A 20,588-nucleotide genomic window follows, 5' to 3' on the forward strand; every position below is an offset into this window, starting at 1 on the left:
CGGCGGGGGCAGGTCGGGCCGCACGATATGCTCGGGGGTTGGCTTCGGCTGCCGCTGACGCTGCTTGCGGCGGCGGGTCTCGGCATCGGTGCGCCGGCGTCGGCGCCGCCGTCGGGGCCGGCTTGGACGGCGGATCCCGACAGCCAATATCTGCTCGACCTCCAGATCCGTCAGCGGCTTCTGGGCGACGGGGTTCGCGCCTATCCGGTGCCGGAGGGCACCTGCGTTATCCTGGGCGATCTCGTCACCGCGCTGGATCTCCCAATTAAGATCGACCTCGCCGCCCGGCGCGCCCAAGGCTGGGCCTTCAAGGAGGCCAACCGCCTCGTCATCGACCGCAAGGCCGGCAAGGTTGCGTTTGGACCTAGCGGCAACGGGTCGATCGCGCCGTCCGCCATTCGCGATGCGCCCGATGGCTGGTGCGTCGAAACCGCGGCCTTGTCGCGCTGGCTCGGGCTCACGGTCCAGCCGCGTACCGACGCTTCGCTGCTGCTGCTCGACAGCGAGGAGAAACTGCCGGTCGAACTGGCGGCCGAGCGGCGCGAGCGAGCGGCACGGCTGACCAAGGCCAGCCTGCCGCTGTCCTCCCTGCCCCGGGTGACCCTCCCCTATCGGATGTGGCGGACGCCCAGTGTTGACGTCATGATGGACGCCGGCGTGACCTATTCCGCCGGTAGCGGAGCGCGGATCGATCATCGCGCCAGCATCCTCGCCGCCGGCGAGGCGCTGCAGATGAGCTATGATGCGCGGGTCTCGACCAACAAGCGCGGGCTGCCGACCGGCCTGCGCTTCCGCGCCTACCGGTCTGATCCCGATGGCGGCCTGCTCGGACCGCTCAAGGCGACCCATGCCGCAGTCGGCGACGTCGAGGGGATCGGCAGTCCCGTCGCCGGCGGCACCGCCACCGGACGCGGCGCGATGGTCACCAACCGCCCGCTATTCCAGTCGGTCGCGTTCGACCGCACGCAGTTCAGCGGTGAGCTGCCGCCCGGGTGGGACGCCGAACTCTACCGCAACGGCGAACTGGTCGCCTTTGCCGGGGCCGGCCCGGATGGTCGCTATCGCTTCGACGATGTCGCGCTCGGCTTCGGCGACAACTTCTTCGAGATCGTCACCTATGGCCCGCAGGGCCAGGTCAAGCGGCGCGGCGAAAGCCTGACGGTCGGCCAAAGCGCGGTGCCGCCGGGCGAAACCCATTACTGGGCCGGGGTGGTCGATCCCGGCCGCGACCTCATGGAATTGCACCGAGGGGGTGCGCCGCCCAACCGTGAGGCCGGCTGGCGCGGCGCCGCGAGCATCGAACATGGGCTGGACCGGCGCACCTCGGTGGCGGCGCTGGTCCAGACATTGAGCATCGAAGACAAGCGCGTCACCTATGTCGAGGGCACTGTGCGTCGCTCGATCGGCCCCGCCGTGACCGAATTCGGCGCGGCGCGCGACAGTTCGGGCGGGATCGCCCTGCGCGGGCAGGCGCTGGCCAAGTTCGGCGCCACCAACCTGACCTGGAGCAGTTTCTGGAGCCGCGACTTCGCGGCGCGTCCGCAAGGCCTGTCGGCAACCAGCGAGCATCGCTTCAGCGTCGATGCGCCGCTCAAGCTGGGCGGTGATTTCGTCCTTCCCCTCCATGGGGATGTTCGCATTGCCGGTCGGACCGATGGCGGGCGGACCATCGAGGCCAATGGCCGGACCAGCGTCACCCTCAGCCGCTTCAATCTGGCGACACTGGTGCGCTGGCGTGACGAGCGGCCGCCCGGTGGCCTGCAGGGACGCCAGCGACTCGAAGCGGGGCTGATCGGCAGCGGCCGGATCGGTCCGGTCCGAGTGCGCGGAACGACAGAGGTGGAGATCGCGCCCGCCGCCAGGCTGCGGCGGATCGAGCTGTCGGGCTATTGGCGCGGCAGCGGCAATGCCGACTGGGAAGGCGCGGTCGCCTATGAAGGGCGCGACCGCAAGCTGCGCGGCCGGGTGTCGCATGTCCGGCGCTTCGACGCCTTTGCGGTGGCGGGCACGGTCGAAGCGGCGACCGACGGATCGGTGGCGGCCGGGCTCAACTTCAGTTTCTCGCTTGATCGCGGAAGCTCGGGCTGGCGCGCCAGCCGCCAGTCGCTGGCCGCTACCGGCAGCGTCCGCGCACGGCTGTTCCGCGACGACAATGGCAATGGCGTGAGGGATCAGGGCGAAGCGCTGGAAGAGGGCGGGCTCCTGACCGCCGGCACCCGTCCCGCGGACCGTCCGAGCGGCAAGGATGGCTGGGCCGCGGTTGCCGGGCTCGACAATTACCGCCCGGTGGCGATCGGGGTCGACATCAGCTCGCTGAGCGACCCCAATCTGGTGCCGACGGTCGCCGCGCAGGTCATCGTGCCGCGCCCGGGTGTCTCGGCCGAACTGCTGATCCCGCTGGCGGGCGGCGGAGCGATTGAGGGCAGCCTGCTCAAGGATGGCGGAAGCGCCTTCGAGGGGCTCGACCTCGAACTGGTCGATGCCAACGGCAAGGTCGTCGCCCAAGCTCGCAGCGACTACGACGGCTTTTTCCTGTTTGAGCGGGTGCCGCCGGGGCGCTATGCCTTGAGATTGAACGAGCCAAGCCGGTCGGCGGCGCAGGCGGTGTCGGCGTCGCTTCGCGCGGATGTCGTGCTGCAGCCCGAGCAAGCGGTGACCCGGCTGGGTCCGATCGTCGTCAGGGCCGCCGCGCCGCGACTTGCGGCCGTTAACCAAGAAGTCGTCTCAGGCGACTTGCTGGCGTCGCATTAGGACCGAGCCGGAGGATTTGGAGGTTCCCCCTCCCTGCCAGGGAGGGGGTGGTGCGGTCGAGAAGACTCGAACTTCCACGGCCTTTCGGCCACAGCGACCTCAACGCTGCGCGTCTACCAATTCCGCCACGACCGCATGTTTGTCGGCACTGCTCGGACGAGAGCGCCGGTGGCAAGGCGCGTGCCTCTAGCAGTGCCCTTTGACCAGCGCAACGCCCAAGAACCGTTCCATTGTGGAGCAAGGGTAAAGAGGCCGTTTACCTTTCCGGGCGTGAGTCCTAGCGTCCATGATGATGCTGGCTCCTGCTCTGCTGACCGCCCTTGCGGCGACCGCCCAGACGCCCGATCCGGGGCCCCCGGCGCTGCAGGCGCGCGCGCAGGCCCAGGTGTTCGTCCGGATCGTCCAGGCGGCCGAAGTGCGGAACGGGCAGAGCCTGACCCCGCACCAGCGGACGATCCGCCGCGACGAAGCCGGGCAGGTGCAGGTTCTACTGCAATTCGAGTAGCTTAAGCCCCGGCGGCGTCGACCGGACGGCACCTTTCGATATCGCGCTGCTTGCCGAAGAATACCTCAAGGCAGGCGGCATTCTCCGGCACGTCGAGATTGGCGCTGTTGAAGCTGGCCGACGCGCCGGGAGCGAGTTGCGGGGGCGAGATCGGGATGGTCCAGCGATAGACCACCTTCTGCTCAAGGCTGCGCAGCTGGGCGCTCATCGGCGGCACGGGAAGCGGCTGGTCGGTTTCGTTGCGCACCACGCCGCTCACTTCGTAAAGCTGGTTGCCGCTCGCCAGCTGGGTCCGGCCCTGTTGCTGGACCTGGATGGTCAGATCTTCCGAGCTGTCACTCTGCGCGATTCCGAGCCGGCCCTTGAGCTCGGCCGGAGCGAGGAAATAGACTCCGGCGGCGACCAGCACGACGAGCAGCAGCAGAGCGCCGACGATGAGTGGCCAGCGGCTCCGGGGTTCTTCCTCCTCGTCCTGGGCGGCGAACGGGCTGTAGAGGTCTTCCGTCTCCATCCGCGCGGCACGCAGGGGGTGGGATGCGCGCGGCGCCTCCTCGACCGGCTCGGGATCGAATCGGGGCTCCGCTGACGGTCTCTCCTCATACGGAACCGCCGCCTCGGGATAGGGGTCGGGAGCCGCCGCCGCTTCCTCGGGCATGCTGGCAACCGTCTCCCGCTCGGCTAGCATGTCGGCGGTTGGGGCCGGAGCCGGTTCAGGAGGGGGCGCGTCGACGGGCTGGTTGCCCCCATCGTGGGAATGGGCGGTGACTGCCGCTTGGGCGTCGTCGCCGAACGGATAGTTTGCAGATTCCGAGCCGCCGCCCTGCTCGTCGGCCTGCGCGACCGAGCCCTCGGTCTCCTCCGCGGCATCCGGCTCCTGGTGCCAGCTATGCTTGCACTGGGCGCAGCGTACGGTGCGGCCGGCGGGCGGGATCGCGCCGTCCTTCACCACGTAGCGCGTCCCGCACGATGGGCAGGTCAGGATCATGGGTCGGGCGCTTTCTCTTTCAACCGGGTACAGAAACGTTGCGTAACCTTTTCGTGAATCCATTGGCAAGCTAGACGCGGCAAAGGGCAACAGAAGAAAGAGGGGGCGATCCTGGCCGCGCTGGTCGAGTTCGACGGAGTAGGCTTGCGGTACGGGACCGGCGCGGAGGTGCTGGCGGGCCTCGACCTGCGCCTTGCGCCCGGGGGATTTTACTTCCTGACCGGGGCGTCGGGCGCGGGCAAGACCTCGTTGCTGAAGCTCCTGTATCTTGCCCAGCGGCCGACGCGGGGGCGGCTGCGGTTGTTCGGCGAAGATGTCGGGGAAGCCCCGCGCGAGGCGCTTCCGGCCTTTCGGCGGCGGATCGGGGTGGTGTTCCAGGACTTTCGGCTGGTCCGGCATCTGTCGGCCTTCGACAATGTCGCGCTTCCCCTGCGCATCGCCGGGCACGGCGACCGCGAAATCGAGGGGCCGGTGCGCGAAATGCTGGCCTGGGTCGGGCTGGCCGATCGCGCGAGTGCCAGGCCGCCGACACTCTCGGGCGGCGAGCAGCAGCGCGTCGCGATCGCCCGGGCGGTGATCGCCCGGCCCGAACTGCTGGTTGCTGACGAGCCGACCGGCAACGTCGACGCGGCCATGGCCAACCGCCTGATCCACCTCTTCGAAGCGCTCAACCGGCTTGGCACCACGGTGGTAGTGGCGACCCACGACCTGTCGCTGATCGGAGCGGTGAAGGGCGCACGCATGATGCGGCTGGAGGACGGGCGGCTGTTCGATCCTACCGGCGAACTGCGCCACCCGCCGAGCCGCCATCCCGACGGATCGCCGGCATGAGGGAAACCTTGTTCCCGCCAGCCTCGATGCGCCGCCTGTTGCCAGAGCAAAAACGACGCGCGGCGCCGTGGATCGTCGGGTTGATGACCTTCGTTAGCCTGGTGGTGGGGATCGCCGGACTGGCCGTCCTGGGTGCGGTGTCGGATCTGTCGACCTCGGCGGCTGGCCGCTGGTCGTTGCAGGTCACGGGCACGCCCGCCGATGCGGCGCGGGCCGAGGCTGTCCTGCGCGCCTCGCCCGCGGTCGAGCGGATCGAGCGCGTGCCCGAAGCCGAATTGCGCCGTACGCTCGGCGCCTGGCTGGGGCCAGCGGCGGAACAACTCGACCTGCCCCTGCCGGTGATCGCCGAAGTCAGCCTGGGCGCCGGCGGTGACGGCACGGCCCTGGCGCAGAATCTGGAGCGTCAGGTCCCGGCTGCGCGGCTGACGCCTTATTCCGCCGAACTCGCGCCCCTGCTCGCGACCTTGCGCGGGTTGGCGGTGCTGGTCGCCGGGCTGTTGGTGGTGCTGGCAGCGGCGCTGGCGGGGGCGGTGACGCTGGCGGCGCGGGCGACCCTCGATGCCAATCGCGCCACCCTCGATGTCCTGCACGGGATCGGCGCGACCGACGGGCAATTGCTGTCGCTGGTGCAACGCCGGATCGCGCTCGACGTGCTCGCCGGCAGCGGTGCCGGGGCACTGGCGGCGGTGGCGGTACTGGTGGCGGCGCTGATCCCGGCGCGCGGCCTGCTTGGCGGCTGGGCGGGCGGACCGGCGCTGGCGGCAAACGGACTGCTGTTGCTGGCCCTGCTGCCGCTGGTGCAAGCGGTCCTTGCGACCCTGGTTGCCAGGCGCGCCCTCAAGCAGGCATTGGCGAACGTCGTATGACCATCCGCCTGACGGCCTTGCTGGGACTACTTTACGCGCTGGGCTTCGCGTTGTTCGGAGTGTCGCTGGCCAAGCCCGCCGGGGCCGAGCGAACGCAAGCGGTGGTGGTGCTGACCGGCGGTTCGGGGCGGCTGGAGCGCGGCATGGCCGTGCTAGGACGCGGCGAGGCCAAACGCATGCTGGTGTCGGGCGCCGACCCCAGCGTCACCCGCGCGGATTTGGCGCGGCGGCTGGGGCCGGGCACGCTCCTGACCCTGAACTGCTGCGTCGACCTCGGTTCGGAAGCGGTCGACACCCGCAGCAATGCCGAGGAAGCACGGCGGTGGATGGTCCGACGCGGTTATGACAGCGTGCGGCTGGTAACCAGCGACTGGCACATGCGCCGCGCGGCCTATGAATTCCGGCAGGACCTGCCCGACACCAAAATCGTCGAGGATGCGGTACAGACCCGGCCCAGCCTGTGGCTGCTGTTCCTCGAATATAACAAGTATCTGCTGCGGCGCGGCGCGCTGTGGCTCGACATGTAGGCAAGAAGCTGATGGCCGCGTTGCGTTCGCTCCTTTATTTCCTGATCTTCTATCCGGGCACGATCCTCTATTGCATCGCGACCCTGATTGCGGCGCGCTTCGGCAGCGGGCCGGTACGGCGCGTCATTCGCGCCTGGGCCATCTTCCACCACCAACTGGTCACCCGCATGCTCGGCATTCGGTTCGAGATGGAGGGCGAGATTCCCGACGGCCCGGTGCTGGTCGCGTTCAAGCACCAGGCGATGGTCGAGACGATCGAGACCCTGCTGCTGGTCAAGACGCCGGTAGTGGTGATGAAGCAGGAATATGTCGACGTTCCGCTGCTCGGGCCGACGATGAAGAGCTTCGGCGTGATCGGCGTCAACCGCGAGGCCGGCGCCAGCGCGCTGCGCGAGATGATGCAACGGGGCAAACAGGCGATCGCCGAAGGGCGGCCGGTGGTGATCTTTCCCGAAGGCACACGGGTACCGGTAGGCGAGACGCCGGAGCTTCGCCCTGGCTTTGCCGGTCTGTATCGCGCGCTCGGCCTGCCGGTCGTGCCGGTGGCGCACGACAGCGGCAAGGTGTGGCCCAAGGGGCTGGTCAAATATCCTGGCGTGATCCACCTCAAGGTCGGCGAGACCATCCCCGCCGGGCTCAAGCGCGACGAGATCGAACGGCGGGTGCACAGCGCGATCAACGCGCTGGAGGGCTAGGCCCGGAGCCGCGCCCCGACCTTGGCCGCGCTCGCGACGACCTTGTCCGACAGCGCGGCAAGGTCCGCTTCGGTCAGCGTCTTGTCGGTCGGCTGAAGCGTGACCTCCAGCGCCAGGCTGAGGTCGCCTTCGGCCGGCTGATAGCGGTCGAACAGCCGGACGTCGGCGATCAGCGCCTTGTCGGCACCGCGCACGGCGCGCACCAGATCGCCCGCGGCAAGCCCGTCGGGAACGACGAAGGCGAAGTCACGGGTGACGGGCTGCAACGCGGGCGGGGTAAAGGCGGGGCGGGCCCGGCCTCCATTCTTGCTCGCATCGCGGGCGGTGGGAAGCGCGTCGAGGTAGAGGTCGGCGGCCTGGGTGGCGGGCGGCAGGTCGAGCGCTTTGGCGAGCGCCGGGTGAAGCTCACCGAAGCGAGCGATCTCCGCCTTGCCGAGCCTGAGTGTCGCCGAACGGCCGGGGTGGAAAGCCTCGCCCGCGCCTTGCGCCAGCTGGAGGTTGGCGACCGGGGCGCCGGCCTCTCCCAGCAATGCGAGCACTGCCGCCTTGGCGTCAAACGGATCAAACGCGCGTGCCTTGCCGTCCTGCCAGCCGCGCGGGGCGGCCTCTCCGGCAAGCAGCAACGATAGCGTCGGCCGCTCGGCCTCGGCAAGGTAACGACGACCGAGCTCGAACAGGCGGACCGAGGTCGCGCCGCGCGACAGATTGCGCGCGGCGGCGCGGGCGAGGCCGGGAAGCAGCGAGGGCCGCATGACCTTCATCTCCTCGCTGATCGGATTGGCGAGGACATGCGCCCCGCCGCCGAACAACGCCGCATCGTCCTCCGCGATAAAGCTCCAGGTGATCGCCTCGTGGAAGCCGCGAACGGCGGCGGCACGGCGCACCCGGCGCTCGAGCCGTTGCGCGGGCAGGGCGACGGCCTTGGCCACACCCGCTTCACGCGGAAGCGGCGTCGAAGGGATGAGGTGGAGGCCGGCGACACGGGCGACTTCCTCGACCAGGTCGGCTTCGCCGTCGATGTCGGGCCGCCAGCCTGGGACGGTCCAGCCCGCAGCGTCCTGGCGGAAGCCGAGCGCGGACAGGATGCGGCTCTGCTCGTCGGTCGGCAGGTTGAGGCCCGCGAGACTCTCGACCCGCTCCGGGCGCAGCGCAACCGTGTGCGGCAAAGTGACCTCACTCCAGCGGGCGGTAGTGGCCATGCTGCGCGCGCTCGGCGTGCCGCCGCACAGCTCCACGATCATCACGGCGGCAGCGTCGGTCATCTCCTCAAGCGTCAGCGGGTCGACCCCGCGCTCGAAGCGGGCGCGGGCGTCGGTGTGGACCTGGTGGCGCTGGCCGGTGCGGGCAATGGCGACCGGATCGAACCAGGCGCATTCCAGCAGCACATCGGTGGTGCTCTCGGTGACGCCGGTGGACACGCCGCCAACCACGCCGCCGAGCCCGAGTACGCCATTGTCGTCCGCAATCACGCAATCGTCCGGCGTCGCTTCATAGGCGCGGTCGTTCAGCGCATCGAAGCGCTCGTCCTTGCCGCGCCGGACATTGATCCCGCCCTTGAGCAGCGCGGCGTCATAGACGTGCAGCGGGCGGGCCTGGTCGATCGAAAAGAAATTGGTGACGTCGACCAACGCCGAGATCGGACGCAGGCCGACCGCACGGAGCCGCGCCTGCAGCCAGTCGGGCGAGGGCCTGTTCTTCACGCCGCGGATAAGGCGCGCCGCAAAGGCTTCGCAGCCACTCCCTTCCTCGATGGTGATCGAGACTGGATTGGCGCCCTGCTCCGCCAACGGGCGCACGGGCTGCTGGCGCAAGGTTCCGAGCCCGGCAGCGGCGAGGTCGCGGGCGATGCCGCGCACGCCGAAGCAGTCAGGGCGATTGGGGGTGACCGCGATGTCGAACACCGGGTCCTCAAGCCCGGCATAGGCCGCATAGCTCTGGCCGACCGGAGCGTCGCCCGGCAGCTCGATGATGCCGTCGTGACCGGTGCCAAGCTCCAGCTCGCGCTCGGAGCACATCATGCCATTGGACTCGACACCGCGGATCGCCGCGACCTTGAGCGTGAAGTCGCTACCCGGAACATAGGCGCCCGGCGGACCGAAGACGCCCTTCATGCCCGCGCGGGCATTGGGCGCACCGCACACCACCTGCATCGGACCGTTCCCGGTATCGACCTGCAGTACCTGCAGCTTGTCGGCCTGCGGGTGGCGCTCGGCGGAGAGGACTTCGGCGACCACGAAGGGGGCGAGCTTCTCGGCCGGATTGTCGATGCCTTCGACCTCGAGGCCGAGCGCGGTCAGCTTGTCGGCGATCTCGGCCACCGAAGCACTGGTATCGAGGTGATCGCGGAGCCAGGACAGGGTGAACTTCATGCGCCAACTCCCGCGCTGAGCGTCGGTACGGCGAGCGCGCTGAAGCCGTAATGCTTGAGCCAGCGCAGGTCGCCGTCGAAAAATTGGCGCAGGTCGTTCATGCCATATTTGAGCATCGCCAGCCGATCGATTCCGGTGCCGAAGGCAAAGCCCTGCCACTCGTCGGGGTCGAGCCCGGCGGCGGCGATGACGCGCGGGTGGACCATCCCGCTGCCGAGCACTTCCATCCAGCCTTCCGACCCGCCGACCACGCGGCGGCCATTTTCCATCGACCAGCCTACATCGACCTCGGCCGAGGGTTCGGTGAAGGGGAAGTATGACGGGCGCAAGCGGATCGCGATGTCGTCACGCTCGAAAAAGGCCTTGAGAAAGGTCTCCAACGTCCACTTCAGGTGGCCCATGGTGATGTTGCGGTCGATGACCAGGCCTTCGACCTGGTGGAACATCGGGGTGTGGGTGGCGTCGCTGTCCGAGCGATAGACCCGGCCCGGGGCGATCACGCGCAGGGGAGCGCCGACCTGCTGCATTGCGCGGATCTGCACTGGCGAGGTGTGGGTGCGCAGGACGAAGGTGCCCTCGACGCCCTCGCGCGGCTCGAAATAGAAGGTGTCGTGCATGGCGCGCGCGGGATGAGTTTCGGGCATGTTGAGCGCGGTGAAATTGTACCAGTCGCTTTCGATTTCCGGCCCTTCGGCGACTGCGAAGCCGAGGTCGGCGAAGATCTCGGCCAGCTCATCCATCACCTGGCTGACCGGGTGAACACCGCCCTGCGGCTGCTCGGCGGCTGGCAGCGACAGGTCAACCCGCTCGGTCGCAAGCTTGCGGTCAAGCTCGGCGGCTTCGAGCGCGGCTTTGCGGGCGTCGATGGCGGCGGCGACCTCAGCGCGTTGGCTCTGGATGGCAGGGCCATGGCTCTGGCGCTCGTCCGGGCTCATCTTGCCCAGCGTCTTGAGTAGCGCGGTGACCCAGCCGCTCTTGCCCAGCGCCGACACCCGCTCGGCATCGAGGGAGGCAAGGTCGGGCGCGGTAGCGATGCGCTGCAGGGTGCTGGGGAGGTCGGACATGGCGGCGGCGTTTAGCGGCTGGTGCCGGAGGTGCAAAGGTCAGGCGACGAAGGGATAGGGCGAGATCGTCTTGCGATTCTCGTGCACCGCCAACTGGGCGCCCGCCGGCGGGGTCGCGCGGAAGGCGCAGTCTAGGCGCGGGCAGATCGAGCAGGCCGGGCCGACCGGCGTCACCGGGGCACGCTCGAGGTCGATGCCCTCGGCGCAGTGCAGCTTGTGGGCATGTTCGATACTGACCCCGAGACCGATCGCCAGCAATCCGCCCGACAAGGCGCTGCGGATCGGGCGCTCGATGGTGCGCGCGACGGTGAAATAGCGATGACCATCGGGGGTCTCGATCAGCTGGGTGACCGCCTGGCCCGCCGACTGGAACGCGACATGGAGGTTCCAGCGCGGGCAGGTCCCTCCGAAGCGCGAAAAGGGGAAGCGCTCTCCGGCATAACGCTTGGACACGTTACCGGCCGGGTCGATCCGCAGCATGAAGAAGGGGATGCCGCGCGCGCCGGGGCGGCCGAGCGTGGTGAAGCGGTGCGACACCTGCTCGACATTGGCGCCGAACTCGGCGGATAGCCGATCGATCGAATAACGATAGCGCTCGGCAGCCTCAAGGAAGATGCCGTAGGGCATCATGATCGCGCCCGCCGCATAATTGGCGAAGCTCATGTGCAGGAGATGCCGCGTCCCGGCATCCGGCGGCCGGGCGACTTCCAGCAACCTGACGATGATCTGCTGAAACTCGAGCAGCGAGAGCTGGTAGGCGATACCGAAAGTCTTGTTCTCGGGCCGCAGCAGCGAGGACAGCATCAGCATCCGCCGGTCGGGGTCGTAGACCTGGCTGGCGCCCTGCAGCTCCTCCGGGCCGACCACGGTCACCGTCACCCCATAGGCTTCCTTGAGGCGGCGGCGCAGCGGTTCGGCGACCGACAGCGGGTCACCCAGCGCGCCGCCGAGTGTCTCGGCGCCCTCCTCAAGCTCGGGGAAGTGGTTGGAGCGCGACTGGATGTAGTCGCGGACCCAGGTCTCGGGCGTGAACAGGGCGCGCTCGTCGCCCTCCGTCCCCATACCCGCCGGATTGATCCGCCGTTCGCGCAGCGCGGTGTAAAGGCGACTCACCCCTTCGGCGATTCCGGGGCTGTTGTCGCTCAGTTCGACGATCTCCTGCCGGCCGATCTGGAGGTCGGCGAACATCGGGTCGGCGAACACCTCGGCCAATTGTTCGGCCGATCCCTGCTCGCCGCCTTCGCTTGCGAAACTGCGGATATCGACTTCGAACCCCTCGGCGAGGCGGAGCAAGACCGAGGCGGTCACCGGGCGTTGGTTGCGCTCCAGGTGATTGAGATAGCTGGGAGAAATGCCGAGGCGGCTGGCCATAGCGGTTTGCTGCAGGCCGCGGTCGCGACGCAAGCGCTTGAGCCGCGCGCCAAGGAAAAGCTTTTTCGCCATCCATGCACATTGTCAATAAATCTACAAATCTACAAGTCACGTCATGACACTTGGGCCTTTCTCGACGCCACCGAACGCCGTTTCCGATGTTTCCTGTGTCGACACATTCAACAAGGAGGCCAACATGGGTCAGCGTTTCTGGGTCATCGGCGGCGAGTATCGCGACTGTGCCTTCCGTGAAATCGAGCCCGGCACCGAGCGGGTGAGCGGACCTTTCGGCGACGAACTGAAGGCGCGGATGGAATGGCAGCGACTGACGTTCCGCGACAAGTGCGCGGCGACCGAGCGCTACACCATTGCGATCGAGCCGCATCTCGTGCGCGCCTGACAAATTCGGTGCGTCTTACGTGCGTACCTGACAATCTTTGACAAAGTGCCGCTCTGCAGGCGGCGACATAAGGGGTAAGTGCTTGTCGTACCAGTCCGAAATCAACACCGCCGCGCAGGTCATAGGCGGCAATGGCGAACCGTGGAGCGGGATCGACGCCGAAGCGGTGGCGCGGATGCGGCTCCAGAACCGCTTCGCCTGCGGCCTGGATATCGCGCGCTACACCGCCGACATCATGCGCCGCGACATGGCGGCCTACGATGCCGATCCTTCGGCCTACACCCAGTCGCTCGGCTGCTGGCACGGCTTCATCGCGCAGCAGAAGATGATCGCGGTGAAGAAGCATTTCGGCACCACCAAGGGCCGCTATCTCTATCTGTCGGGCTGGATGATCGCCGCGTTGCGCTCGCAGTTCGGGCCGCTGCCCGATCAGTCGATGCACGAGAAGACCTCGGTCCCGGCGCTGATCGAAGAAATCTACACCTTCCTCCGCCAGGCCGATTCGCGCGAGCTCAGCCTGCTGTTCCGCGACCTCGACAAGGCGCGCGAGGCCGGCAACGAGGTTGAGGAGCAACGCCTGCTCAAAGCCATCGACAATCACGAAACCCATGTGGTGCCGATCGTCGCCGACATCGACGCCGGCTTCGGCAATGCCGAGGCGACATACCTGCTGGCCAAGAAGATGATCGAGGCGGGCGCCTGCGCGATCCAGATCGAGAACCAGGTCTCGGACGAGAAGCAGTGCGGCCATCAGGACGGCAAGGTCACGGTGCCGCACGAGGACTTCATCGCCAAGCTCCGGGCGGTTCGCTACGCTTTCCTCGAGCTGGGGGTCGACAACGGGATCATCGTCGCCCGCACCGACTCGCTCGGCGCCGGTCTGACCAAGCAGTTCGCGGTCAGCCAGCAGCCGGGTGATATCGGCGACCAGTATAACGCCTTCCTCGACTGCGAGGAGATCGAGGACACCACGCAGCTGAATGGCGACGTGCTGATCAATCGCAACGGCAAGCTGATGCGGCCCAAGCGGCTGGCGTCGGGGCTGTTCCAGTTCCGTCCCGGCACCGGCGAGGAGCGCTGCGTCCTCGACTGCATCACCTCGCTGCAGAACGGCGCGGACCTGATCTGGATCGAGACCGAGAAGCCGCACATCGAGCAGATCGCTGGCATGGTCGACCGCATCCGCGAGGTCATCCCGAACGCAAAGCTCGCCTACAACAACTCGCCATCGTTCAACTGGACGCTGAACTTCCGCCAGCAGGTGTATGACGCCTGGGCCGCCGAAGGTCGCGACGTGTCGGCCTACGACCGACCCAAGCTGATGAGCGCCGATTATGATGCGACCGAGCTTGGCCAGGAGGCCGACGAGCGGATCCGCACCTTCCAGCGCGATGCGGCGGCACGGGCGGGGATCTTCCACCACCTTATCACGCTACCGACCTATCACACCGCGGCGCTGTCGACCGACAATCTGGCCCGCGAATATTTCGGCGAGGCCGGCATGCTCGGCTACGTCAAGAACGTGCAGCGCGAGGAGATCCGCCAGGGGATCGCCTGCGTGAAGCACCAGAACATGTCGGGCTCCGACATCGGCGACGACCACAAGGAGTATTTTGCCGGAGAAGCCGCCCTCAAGGCCGGTGGCGCCAACAATACGATGAACCAGTTCGCCGCTTGAGCGGCTGAGCTTACGGTTCCCCAGCGCGGCGGTCCGGGTTAATCCCGGGCCGCCGTTCCTTGTTCGAGAAGGAAGCCCTGCGTCCATGAATGCCCCAGCCGTCACCGCCACCAGCATCGGGGTCGATCCCGTGCTCGCCCGCTTCATCGACGAGGAGGTGCTTCCGGGTCTGGATATGGACCGCGCGGCCTTCTGGGACGGCGTCGATCAGCTGTTCCGCGACCTCGCCCCGCGTAACGCAGCGCTGCTGGCCAAGCGCGACACGCTTCAAGCACAGATCGACGACTGGCACCGTCAGCGTCGCGGCAAGCCGATCGACGGCGAGGAGTATCAGCGCTTCCTGCGCGAGATCGGCTATCTGGTCGAGGAGCCCGCGCCCTTCACCATTGGCACACGGAACCTCGATCCCGAGATCGCGACGCTCGCCGGGCCGCAGCTGGTGGTGCCGATCCTCAACGCCCGCTTCCTCCTCAACGCCGCCAATGCGCGCTGGGGCAGCCTGTATGACGCGCTGTACGGGACCGACGCGATGGGCAGCGCGCCGCCCTCAGGTCCCTATGACAAGGTGCGCGGAGCCGAGGTGGTCGCCGCGGCGCGCCGCTTTCTCGACCAAGCCATTCCGGGCTGGGCTGACGCTATTGCCAGCGGCGAGCATCCGGCCTTTGTCGCCCGAGACGACAACGCAGTGTTGTTCCGGCATCACGGCCTGCACATTGAAGTGTTGATCGATCCCTCCAACCCCATCGGCCGCGACGATCCGCTGCACATTGCCGATGTCGTGCTCGAAAGCGCCCTCAGCACCATCTGCGACCTAGAGGACAGCGTCGCGGCGGTGGATGCCGCGGACAAGGTCGCCGCCTATCGCAACTGGCTCGGCCTGATGCGCGGCGACTTGTCGGCCAGTTTCGACAAGGGCGGCCGCACCGTCGAGCGGACGATGAACCCGGACCGCCAGGTCGGCAACGCAACCTTGTCTGGCCGCAGCCTGCTGCTGGTCCGCAACGTCGGGCACCTGATGACTAATCCGGCGGTGCGACTGGAGGACGGCGGCGAGGCGCCCGAAGGCATTCTCGATGCGATCGTTACAAGTCTGATCGGCCTTTATGACGTTCGCGGGCTGGGCCGGCATCGCAACAGCCGTGCGGGCTCGATCTATATCGTCAAACCAAAGATGCACGGGCCGGAAGAAGCGGTCTTCACCAACGACCTGTTCAATGCGGTCGAGGATCTGCTCGGGCTGGAGCGGCACACGATCAAGGTCGGGGTCATGGACGAGGAGCGGCGGACCAGCGCCAACCTTGCCGCTACGATCCACGCCGTGCGCGACCGGATCATGTTCATCAACACCGGCTTCCTCGACCGCACCGGGGACGAGCTGCACACCTCGATGCAGGCCGGACCGATGATCCGCAAGGCGGGGATGAAGGAGAGCGACTGGATCAAGGCCTATGAGGCGCGAAACGTCGCGATCGGGCTGGCCTGCGGGCTCGGCGGGCGGGCGCAGATCGGCAAGGGCATGTGGGCCGCGCCCGACCGGATGGCCGACATGATCGAGCAGAAGGTCGGCCATCCGCGGTCCGGCGCCAACACCGCCTGGGTCCCTAGCCCGACCGCGGCGACGCTCCACGCCATGCACTACCACCAGGTCGACGTGTTCGAGCGGCAAAGAGAACTGGCGCAAGCGCCGGTGCCGCCGCTGGGCGACCTGATGACCATTCCACTCGCACCGGGGACCAACTGGTCCGAGGAAGAGATCGCGCAGGAGCTGGACAATAATTGCCAGGGCATTCTCGGCTATGTCGTGCGGTGGGTCGATCAGGGTGTCGGCTGCTCGAAGGTGCCCGACATCCACGACGTCGGACTGATGGAGGATCGCGCGACGTTGCGGATCAGCTCGCAGCACCTCGCCAACTGGCTGCTGCACGGCGTCTGCACCGCCGACCAGGTCGACGAGTCGCTGAAGCGGATGGCGGCCAAGGTCGACGCGCAGAATGCAGGCGATCCGCTGTACCGGCCGATGGCGCCCGACCCGCGGGCGAGCCTCGCCTTCCAGGCTGCGCGGGCGCTGGTGTTCGAAGGGCTGGAGCAACCCAATGGCTATACGGAGACCCTGCTTCACGCCTATCGTGCCCAGGTGAAGGAACGCGATGGAGTGGCCTGAACTCGACCCCGCCCGCGATGCGGGAACGTGGACCGTGCTGCACCTGGCCAGCCAGATGCTCGGCAAGCTGCGGATCGCCCACGCCGACTGGGTCAATCACGGCTGGCATGTCGCGCTGCAGCCGAGCGCCAACGGGCTGGCGATGCCGCCGATTGCGGCAGACGGCGGTCGCTTCTCGCTCTCGCTCGACCTGTGCGATCATCGCGTCCACCTGCAGGTCAGCGACGGTCGCAGCGATTCCGTGCCGCTCGCGCAGCCAAACATCGCCAGGCTTCACGCCGAACTGATAGCCATGCTCGACCGCCATGGCCTGCCGAGCAGCTTTCATGGACGCCCCAACGAGCTTCCGGATGCCATCCTCTTTGCCGAGGATGACCGGCACAGCGACTATCGCGAGGAGAGCGCGGTGCGGCTGCGCGAGGCGCTGCGCGTCGTCGTGCCCGTGTTCGAGACCTTCCGTGCCGGTTTCGCGGGCAAGGTCAGCCCGGTGCATTTCTGGTGGGGCAGCTTCGACCTAGCCGTGACCCGCTTTTCCGGCCGGCCGGCGCCCGACCACCCCGGCGGCGTGCCCGGCCTGCCCGACCGGATCACCCGCGAAGCCTATAGCCACGAAGTGTCGAGCGCGGGCTTCTGGCCCGGCGGCGCGTTCGGGGCCGACCCGATCTTCTATAGCTATGCCTATCCTTCGCCCGAGGGCTTTGCCGAGGCTTCGGTCACTCACGGCCGCTTCGATGCGGCGCTCGGCGAGTTCGTGCTGCCCTATTCCGAAGTCCGCGGCGCCGCCGATCCCGCCGCGACCCTGCTGGCCTTCCTGCAGGAAACATACGGTGTCGCGGCCGACCTCGCCTCGTGGGACCGCCGCGCACTCGACCGCACCGTCGCCGCGCCCTGACCAACGAAAAGGGCGCCCCGGTCAGACCGGAGCGCCCCAAATCGTTACCGAAGCGCGAAACGCTTAGGCGGCGTCGGCTTGGACCGAGCGGTCGCCGTCGTTCGGCAGCGCCTTCTTGGCCTGCGCGATGAGGACGCTGAACGCGGCCCCTTCGTGCATCGCCATGTCGGCCAGGACCTTGCGGTCGAGGTCGATACCGGTGAGCTTCAGCGCGTGCATGAACTGGCCATAGGTCAGGTTCTCGGCGCGGACAGCGGCGTTGATGCGCTGGATCCACAGGGCGCGGAAGCTCCGCTTCTTCACCTTGCGGTCGCGATAGGCGTACTGGCCGGCCTTCTCGACTGCCTGGCGGGCAATGCGGATGGTGTTCTTGCGACGGCCATAATAGCCCTTCGCCTGCTCAAGGATGCGCTTGTGCTTGGCGCGGGTGGTTACACCCCTTTTGACGCGTGCCATTGCTCAAATACTCCTTAGGAAAGACCGTAGGGGGCCCAAAGCTTCACGCGCATCGTATCAGCGACGGCGAGAACTTCGGTGCCACGGTTCTGGCGGATGTACTTGGCATTGTGGCTCATCAGGCGATGGCGCTTGCCGGCCACGCCATGCTTGATCTTGCCGGTGGCGGTGAGCTTGAAGCGCTTCTTCACGCCGCTCTTGGTCTTGAGCTTGGGCATTTTCGTCTCCTGTGTAGCCCGCAAGCGAGCGACGTTTCTCACCTGACACGGCAGCCCTCACTGGCCGGCCCGGTGGTTTTTCCAACGATCTGGAAAGCGCGACCCCCTAGCGGTGGAGGGGCATATTGGCAAGTCCCGGGCTCACCAGGGGACGGACGTGCCCTCGAAATCGAAGAAGTCGCCAGAGTCCTTCCGGGTCAGCCCGTCGATCACTCGGCGCATGCCCGCGATGCTCTGTTCTGGCGTGACGGGCGCGCTCTGCCCACCCATCCGGGTTTGCACCCAACCCGGGTGCAGCGGCACGCAGACGAGATCGGGGTTGGCCAGCGCCAGCGTCTTCCACGCCATGTTGAGCGCCGTCTTGCTCGACCGGTAGGCCAGATAACCGCCCGAACTGTTGTCGGCGAGCGAACCCATGCGGGTGCTGATCACGATCAGCTTGCCGCCCGCGGCCCTGACCTCGGGCAGCAAGGCTTGAGCCAGAAGGTAGGGCGCGACGGTGTTGACCGCGAAGGTATCGAGCCACTCGCCCGCGGCCAACTCGTCGGCGGCATCCCGCGGCCCATAGGTGCCGGCATTTGCGATCAGCAGGTCGACTTGGCGCCCCGCCCGGACCGCGCTGACCGCGGCCGCATCGGCGAGGTCAATGGTCCGAATCTCGGCCCCGAGCGACTCGAGCTCGGGCGAGGATTCACGCACGGTGGCGATAACGTCCCACCCGGCCTCGCGATACTGACGGACGAATTCCAGGCCGAGGCCGCGATTGGCGCCGGTGACGAACAGGGTAGGCATGGGGCAGGCTCGCTTTCGGACGGTGTGTTATGGCCGCAGTAACGCACGAGCCCTGCAAAACGCCTGTCCTTTGTACCGTGTGGGGTCCGCTGGCTGCCTTTGGGGGTTTGGAGTAAAGTGTCTGCTTCTTCGTCATTTACGAAGGGAGGCCGACATGAGTGCGGACGAGCGTCACTACAGCGCCGAGCAGGTGACCGGAGCACGCCAGGAAGGGGTAGTGCGTTGGATACTGGTAATCTCGCTCCTTCTGATCATCGTGGCGATGTCGGCCATGTGGATCGTTCCAGCCCTTACCGGCTGAGCCTCGCACGGTTCGTCGCCGCCCAGGGCGGCGTCTACGACCTCGCCCTTGCCGAGCTTCGCGCCGGTGCCAAGCGGACCCACTGGATGTGGTTCGTCCTGCCCCAGCTGCGCGGGCTCGGCACCAGCATGATGGCCGATCGCTATGGCCTGGAAGGGCTGGACGAAGCGCGTGCCTATCTGTCCGATCCGATCCTGGGCGAGCGGCTGCGCGAATGCGTGTCGGCGCTGTTGGCCCATGCCGGCAGCCGCAGCTCCGCCGACGTGATGGGAGTGATCGACGCTATCAAGCTTCACAGCAGCTTGACCCTGTTCGAGGCGGCCGGTGGCGGGCCACTGTTTACCAGTGCGATCGACGCCTTCTACGGCAGTGAGCGTGACCGACGAACGCTCGCCCGGCTCAACCCACGGCGAAGGGCCTGACCGGCGGCGGTTGTCCTTGCCATAGCGGCCGTATCCTTGTTGGTACGGGTCCGTGTCGAACTCGCAACCTCAACTGTCACCGCTTGCCGCCTGGGTGAAGCGGAGCTTCGTCCGCTGGTTCGATGGCGGCGGCTGGACCTGCGAAGGGGCGCTTCCGCTTCCACCCAAGGCGGTGGTGATGGGCGGACCACACACCAGCAACTGGGACTTCCTGGTGTTCATCGGCGCAATGGAAACGATGGGGGTCAGCGCCTCCTACATCGGCAAGGCCAGCCTGTTCAGGTGGGGCCCGATGGCGCGCTTCATGAGAGGGCTAGGCGGGATCCCGGTCGAACGCTCGGTCCGCAATGACCTGGTCGCCCAGGTTTCGCAGCGGCTGAAGGACGCGGACCGGATGCTGCTGGTGATCGCGCCCGAAGGGACCCGCGAGGCGACCACCGACTGGCGGATGGGCTTTTATCGCATCGCGCTGGCGGCCGGGGTGCCGATCGTGCCGGGCGGCCCCGACTATGATCGCAAGGTCGCGATCTTCGGTCAGCCGATCATCCCGACCGGCGACCCGAAAGCCGACCTCAAGCCGGCCTGGGAGTTCTTCCGGACGCTGGTCCCGCGTCACCCCGACCAGGTCCTTTTCCCGGATGGCCGCGGCATGGACGGGGGCAGGGGCGCGGCCTAGGCTGCGGGAAATCGTCCTGCCGCCAAGGAGCCACCCGATGCACCATTTCCTCGCCGCCGCCACCGCCGCACTGCTCGCCGTCGCCGCCACCCCGGCCAGCGCCGCACTGCCGGTCGGGGCCAAGGCGCCGGACTTCACCACCATGGGGTCGCTGAACGGCAAGCCGTTCCGGCTGAACCTCAAGGAGCAGCTGAAGAACGGCCCGCTGGTGCTGTATTTCTATCCCAAGGCCTTCACCGAGGGCTGCACGTTGGAAGCCAAGGCGTTCAGCGACGCCATTCCCGCCTTCCGCAAGGCCGGCGCGCGGGTGGTCGGGCTCAGCGCCGACAATCTCGACACGCTCAAGAAATTTAGCGTGGAGGCGTGCCGTGGCCAATTCCCGGTCGCCACCGCCAATCCCGACCTGATCAAGGCCTATGACGTGAAGTTGCCGGTGGCGCCGATCAGCAACCGCACGTCTTACGTCATCGCACAGGACGGCCGAGTGACCTTTGTCCACTCCGAGATGAGCTGGAAGGAGCATGTCGCGCAGACCCTCGCGGCGGTGCAGGCCCTCAAGAAGAAGTAAGGCCCAGGGGCGCCGGTAAGCATCCGGAAAGCTTGGCTTGGCTAGTCTCTCGACAGGACC

21 protein-coding genes and 1 tRNA gene are annotated in these 20,588 nt (G+C 67.5%); 14 read left to right on the top strand and 8 right to left on the bottom strand.

Annotated features, from left to right (window positions below):
• The first annotated feature begins 27 nt into the window (after window positions 1–27).
• Entirely contained in the window at window positions 28–2,751 is a 2,724-nt protein-coding gene (locus M1K48_RS10250; RefSeq protein WP_249454985.1) for an MSCRAMM family protein, read from the top strand.
• 48 nt (window positions 2,752–2,799) lie between these two features.
• Here the strand turns inward: M1K48_RS10250 and M1K48_RS10255 are convergent.
• Window positions 2,800–2,886 (bottom strand) — tRNA-Leu (locus M1K48_RS10255).
• A gap of 151 nt (window positions 2,887–3,037) precedes the next feature.
• On the opposite strand from M1K48_RS10255, the gene M1K48_RS10260 reads away from it, so the two are divergent.
• Window positions 3,038–3,256: a hypothetical protein gene (locus M1K48_RS10260; protein ID WP_249454986.1), complete on the top strand. Its 219-nt coding sequence runs from the start codon at window positions 3,038–3,040 to the stop codon at window positions 3,254–3,256.
• A gap of 1 nt (window position 3,257) precedes the next feature.
• Here M1K48_RS10260 and M1K48_RS10265 read toward each other — a convergent pair whose 3' ends face one another.
• Window positions 3,258–4,241 carry a zinc-ribbon domain-containing protein gene (locus M1K48_RS10265; protein WP_249454987.1) on the bottom strand — a complete coding sequence of 328 codons (984 nt, stop codon included), beginning with the start codon at window positions 4,239–4,241 and terminating at the stop codon, window positions 3,258–3,260.
• Between the two features lie 111 nt (window positions 4,242–4,352).
• Here M1K48_RS10265 and ftsE point away from each other — a divergent pair, with 111 nt between their 5' ends.
• Genes ftsE through M1K48_RS10285 form a run of 4 tightly spaced genes read left to right on the top strand, consistent with a single transcriptional unit; the run spans window position 4,353 to window position 7,160 of the window.
• Window positions 4,353–5,072, top strand: coding sequence for a cell division ATP-binding protein FtsE (ftsE, locus tag M1K48_RS10270; protein ID WP_249505231.1), 720 nt, complete (start codon window positions 4,353–4,355; stop codon window positions 5,070–5,072).
• Entirely contained in the window at window positions 5,069–5,938 is an 870-nt protein-coding gene (locus M1K48_RS10275) for a cell division FtsX domain-containing protein (RefSeq protein ID WP_249454988.1), read from the top strand. The genes ftsE and M1K48_RS10275 overlap by 4 nt, the downstream gene beginning before the upstream one ends.
• Window positions 5,935–6,465 (top strand): YdcF family protein, encoded by a 531-nt coding sequence (locus M1K48_RS10280; RefSeq protein ID WP_249454989.1) that lies wholly within the window; start codon window positions 5,935–5,937, stop codon window positions 6,463–6,465. Before M1K48_RS10275 ends, M1K48_RS10280 begins: the two co-directional genes overlap by 4 nt.
• An 11-nt stretch (window positions 6,466–6,476) precedes the next feature.
• On the top strand, window positions 6,477–7,160 hold the full coding sequence (locus M1K48_RS10285) for a lysophospholipid acyltransferase family protein (RefSeq protein WP_249454991.1): 684 nt from the start codon (window positions 6,477–6,479) through the stop codon (window positions 7,158–7,160).
• Here the strand turns inward: M1K48_RS10285 and pheT are convergent.
• The 3 genes from pheT to M1K48_RS10300 are packed head-to-tail and all read right to left on the bottom strand — an operon-like array spanning window position 7,157 to window position 12,036.
• A complete protein-coding gene (pheT, locus tag M1K48_RS10290) occupies window positions 7,157–9,529 on the bottom strand; it encodes a phenylalanine--tRNA ligase subunit beta (RefSeq protein ID WP_249454993.1) in 2,373 nt (790 codons plus the stop codon). The two genes, M1K48_RS10285 and pheT, sit on opposite strands and share 4 nt — an antisense overlap.
• Complete coding sequence (pheS, locus tag M1K48_RS10295; RefSeq protein WP_249454995.1) at window positions 9,526–10,593, bottom strand: phenylalanine--tRNA ligase subunit alpha; 1,068 nt, start codon at window positions 10,591–10,593, stop codon at window positions 9,526–9,528. Before pheS ends, pheT begins: the two co-directional genes overlap by 4 nt.
• 39 nt (window positions 10,594–10,632) lie before the next feature.
• A complete protein-coding gene (locus M1K48_RS10300) occupies window positions 10,633–12,036 on the bottom strand; it encodes a helix-turn-helix domain-containing protein (protein WP_249454996.1) in 1,404 nt (467 codons plus the stop codon).
• A 124-nt stretch (window positions 12,037–12,160) separates the two neighbouring features.
• Here M1K48_RS10300 and M1K48_RS10305 point away from each other — a divergent pair, with 124 nt between their 5' ends.
• The 4 genes from M1K48_RS10305 to M1K48_RS10320 all read left to right on the top strand — a co-directional run bounded on the left by M1K48_RS10305 (window position 12,161) and on the right by M1K48_RS10320 (window position 17,095).
• Window positions 12,161–12,364 carry a DUF4170 domain-containing protein gene (locus M1K48_RS10305; protein WP_249454997.1) on the top strand — a complete coding sequence of 68 codons (204 nt, stop codon included), beginning with the start codon at window positions 12,161–12,163 and terminating at the stop codon, window positions 12,362–12,364.
• A gap of 82 nt (window positions 12,365–12,446) precedes the next feature.
• Entirely contained in the window at window positions 12,447–14,042 is a 1,596-nt protein-coding gene (locus M1K48_RS10310; RefSeq protein ID WP_249454998.1) for an isocitrate lyase, read from the top strand.
• A gap of 85 nt (window positions 14,043–14,127) precedes the next feature.
• Window positions 14,128–16,203 (top strand): malate synthase G, encoded by a 2,076-nt coding sequence (locus tag M1K48_RS10315; protein ID WP_249454999.1) that lies wholly within the window; start codon window positions 14,128–14,130, stop codon window positions 16,201–16,203.
• Window positions 16,190–17,095, top strand: coding sequence for a DUF5996 family protein (locus tag M1K48_RS10320; protein WP_249455000.1), 906 nt, complete (start codon window positions 16,190–16,192; stop codon window positions 17,093–17,095). The genes M1K48_RS10315 and M1K48_RS10320 overlap by 14 nt, the downstream gene beginning before the upstream one ends.
• A 63-nt stretch (window positions 17,096–17,158) precedes the next feature.
• On the opposite strand, the gene rplT is transcribed toward M1K48_RS10320, so the two are convergent.
• The 3 genes from rplT to M1K48_RS10335 form a co-directional block, all read right to left on the bottom strand.
• A complete protein-coding gene (gene rplT, locus M1K48_RS10325; RefSeq protein ID WP_249455002.1) occupies window positions 17,159–17,551 on the bottom strand; it encodes a 50S ribosomal protein L20 in 393 nt (130 codons plus the stop codon).
• Window positions 17,552–17,565: 14 nt separating this feature from the next.
• On the bottom strand, window positions 17,566–17,769 hold the full coding sequence (rpmI, locus tag M1K48_RS10330; RefSeq protein ID WP_249455003.1) for a 50S ribosomal protein L35: 204 nt from the start codon (window positions 17,767–17,769) through the stop codon (window positions 17,566–17,568).
• A gap of 141 nt (window positions 17,770–17,910) precedes the next feature.
• Complete coding sequence (locus M1K48_RS10335) at window positions 17,911–18,561, bottom strand: SDR family oxidoreductase (RefSeq protein WP_249455005.1); 651 nt, start codon at window positions 18,559–18,561, stop codon at window positions 17,911–17,913.
• 154 nt (window positions 18,562–18,715) lie between these two features.
• On the opposite strand from M1K48_RS10335, the gene M1K48_RS10340 reads away from it, so the two are divergent.
• From M1K48_RS10340 to M1K48_RS10355, 4 genes are read left to right on the top strand one after another with little or no spacing between them, the layout of a single operon-like run.
• Window positions 18,716–18,862, top strand: coding sequence for a hypothetical protein (locus M1K48_RS10340; RefSeq protein WP_249455007.1), 147 nt, complete (start codon window positions 18,716–18,718; stop codon window positions 18,860–18,862).
• Window positions 18,835–19,284 carry a DUF1810 domain-containing protein gene (locus M1K48_RS10345; protein ID WP_249455008.1) on the top strand — a complete coding sequence of 150 codons (450 nt, stop codon included), beginning with the start codon at window positions 18,835–18,837 and terminating at the stop codon, window positions 19,282–19,284. The genes M1K48_RS10340 and M1K48_RS10345 overlap by 28 nt, the downstream gene beginning before the upstream one ends.
• Window positions 19,285–19,336: 52 nt before the next feature.
• Window positions 19,337–19,960, top strand: coding sequence for a 1-acyl-sn-glycerol-3-phosphate acyltransferase (locus M1K48_RS10350; protein ID WP_249455009.1), 624 nt, complete (start codon window positions 19,337–19,339; stop codon window positions 19,958–19,960).
• A 37-nt stretch (window positions 19,961–19,997) separates the two neighbouring features.
• Window positions 19,998–20,528 carry a peroxiredoxin gene (locus tag M1K48_RS10355; RefSeq protein WP_249455010.1) on the top strand — a complete coding sequence of 177 codons (531 nt, stop codon included), beginning with the start codon at window positions 19,998–20,000 and terminating at the stop codon, window positions 20,526–20,528.
• The last annotated feature ends 60 nt before the right edge of the window (window positions 20,529–20,588 follow it).

Source organism: Sphingomonas glaciei, from assembly GCF_023380025.1.
Taxonomy (GTDB): Bacteria; Pseudomonadota; Alphaproteobacteria; order Sphingomonadales; family Sphingomonadaceae; genus Sphingomicrobium; species Sphingomicrobium glaciei.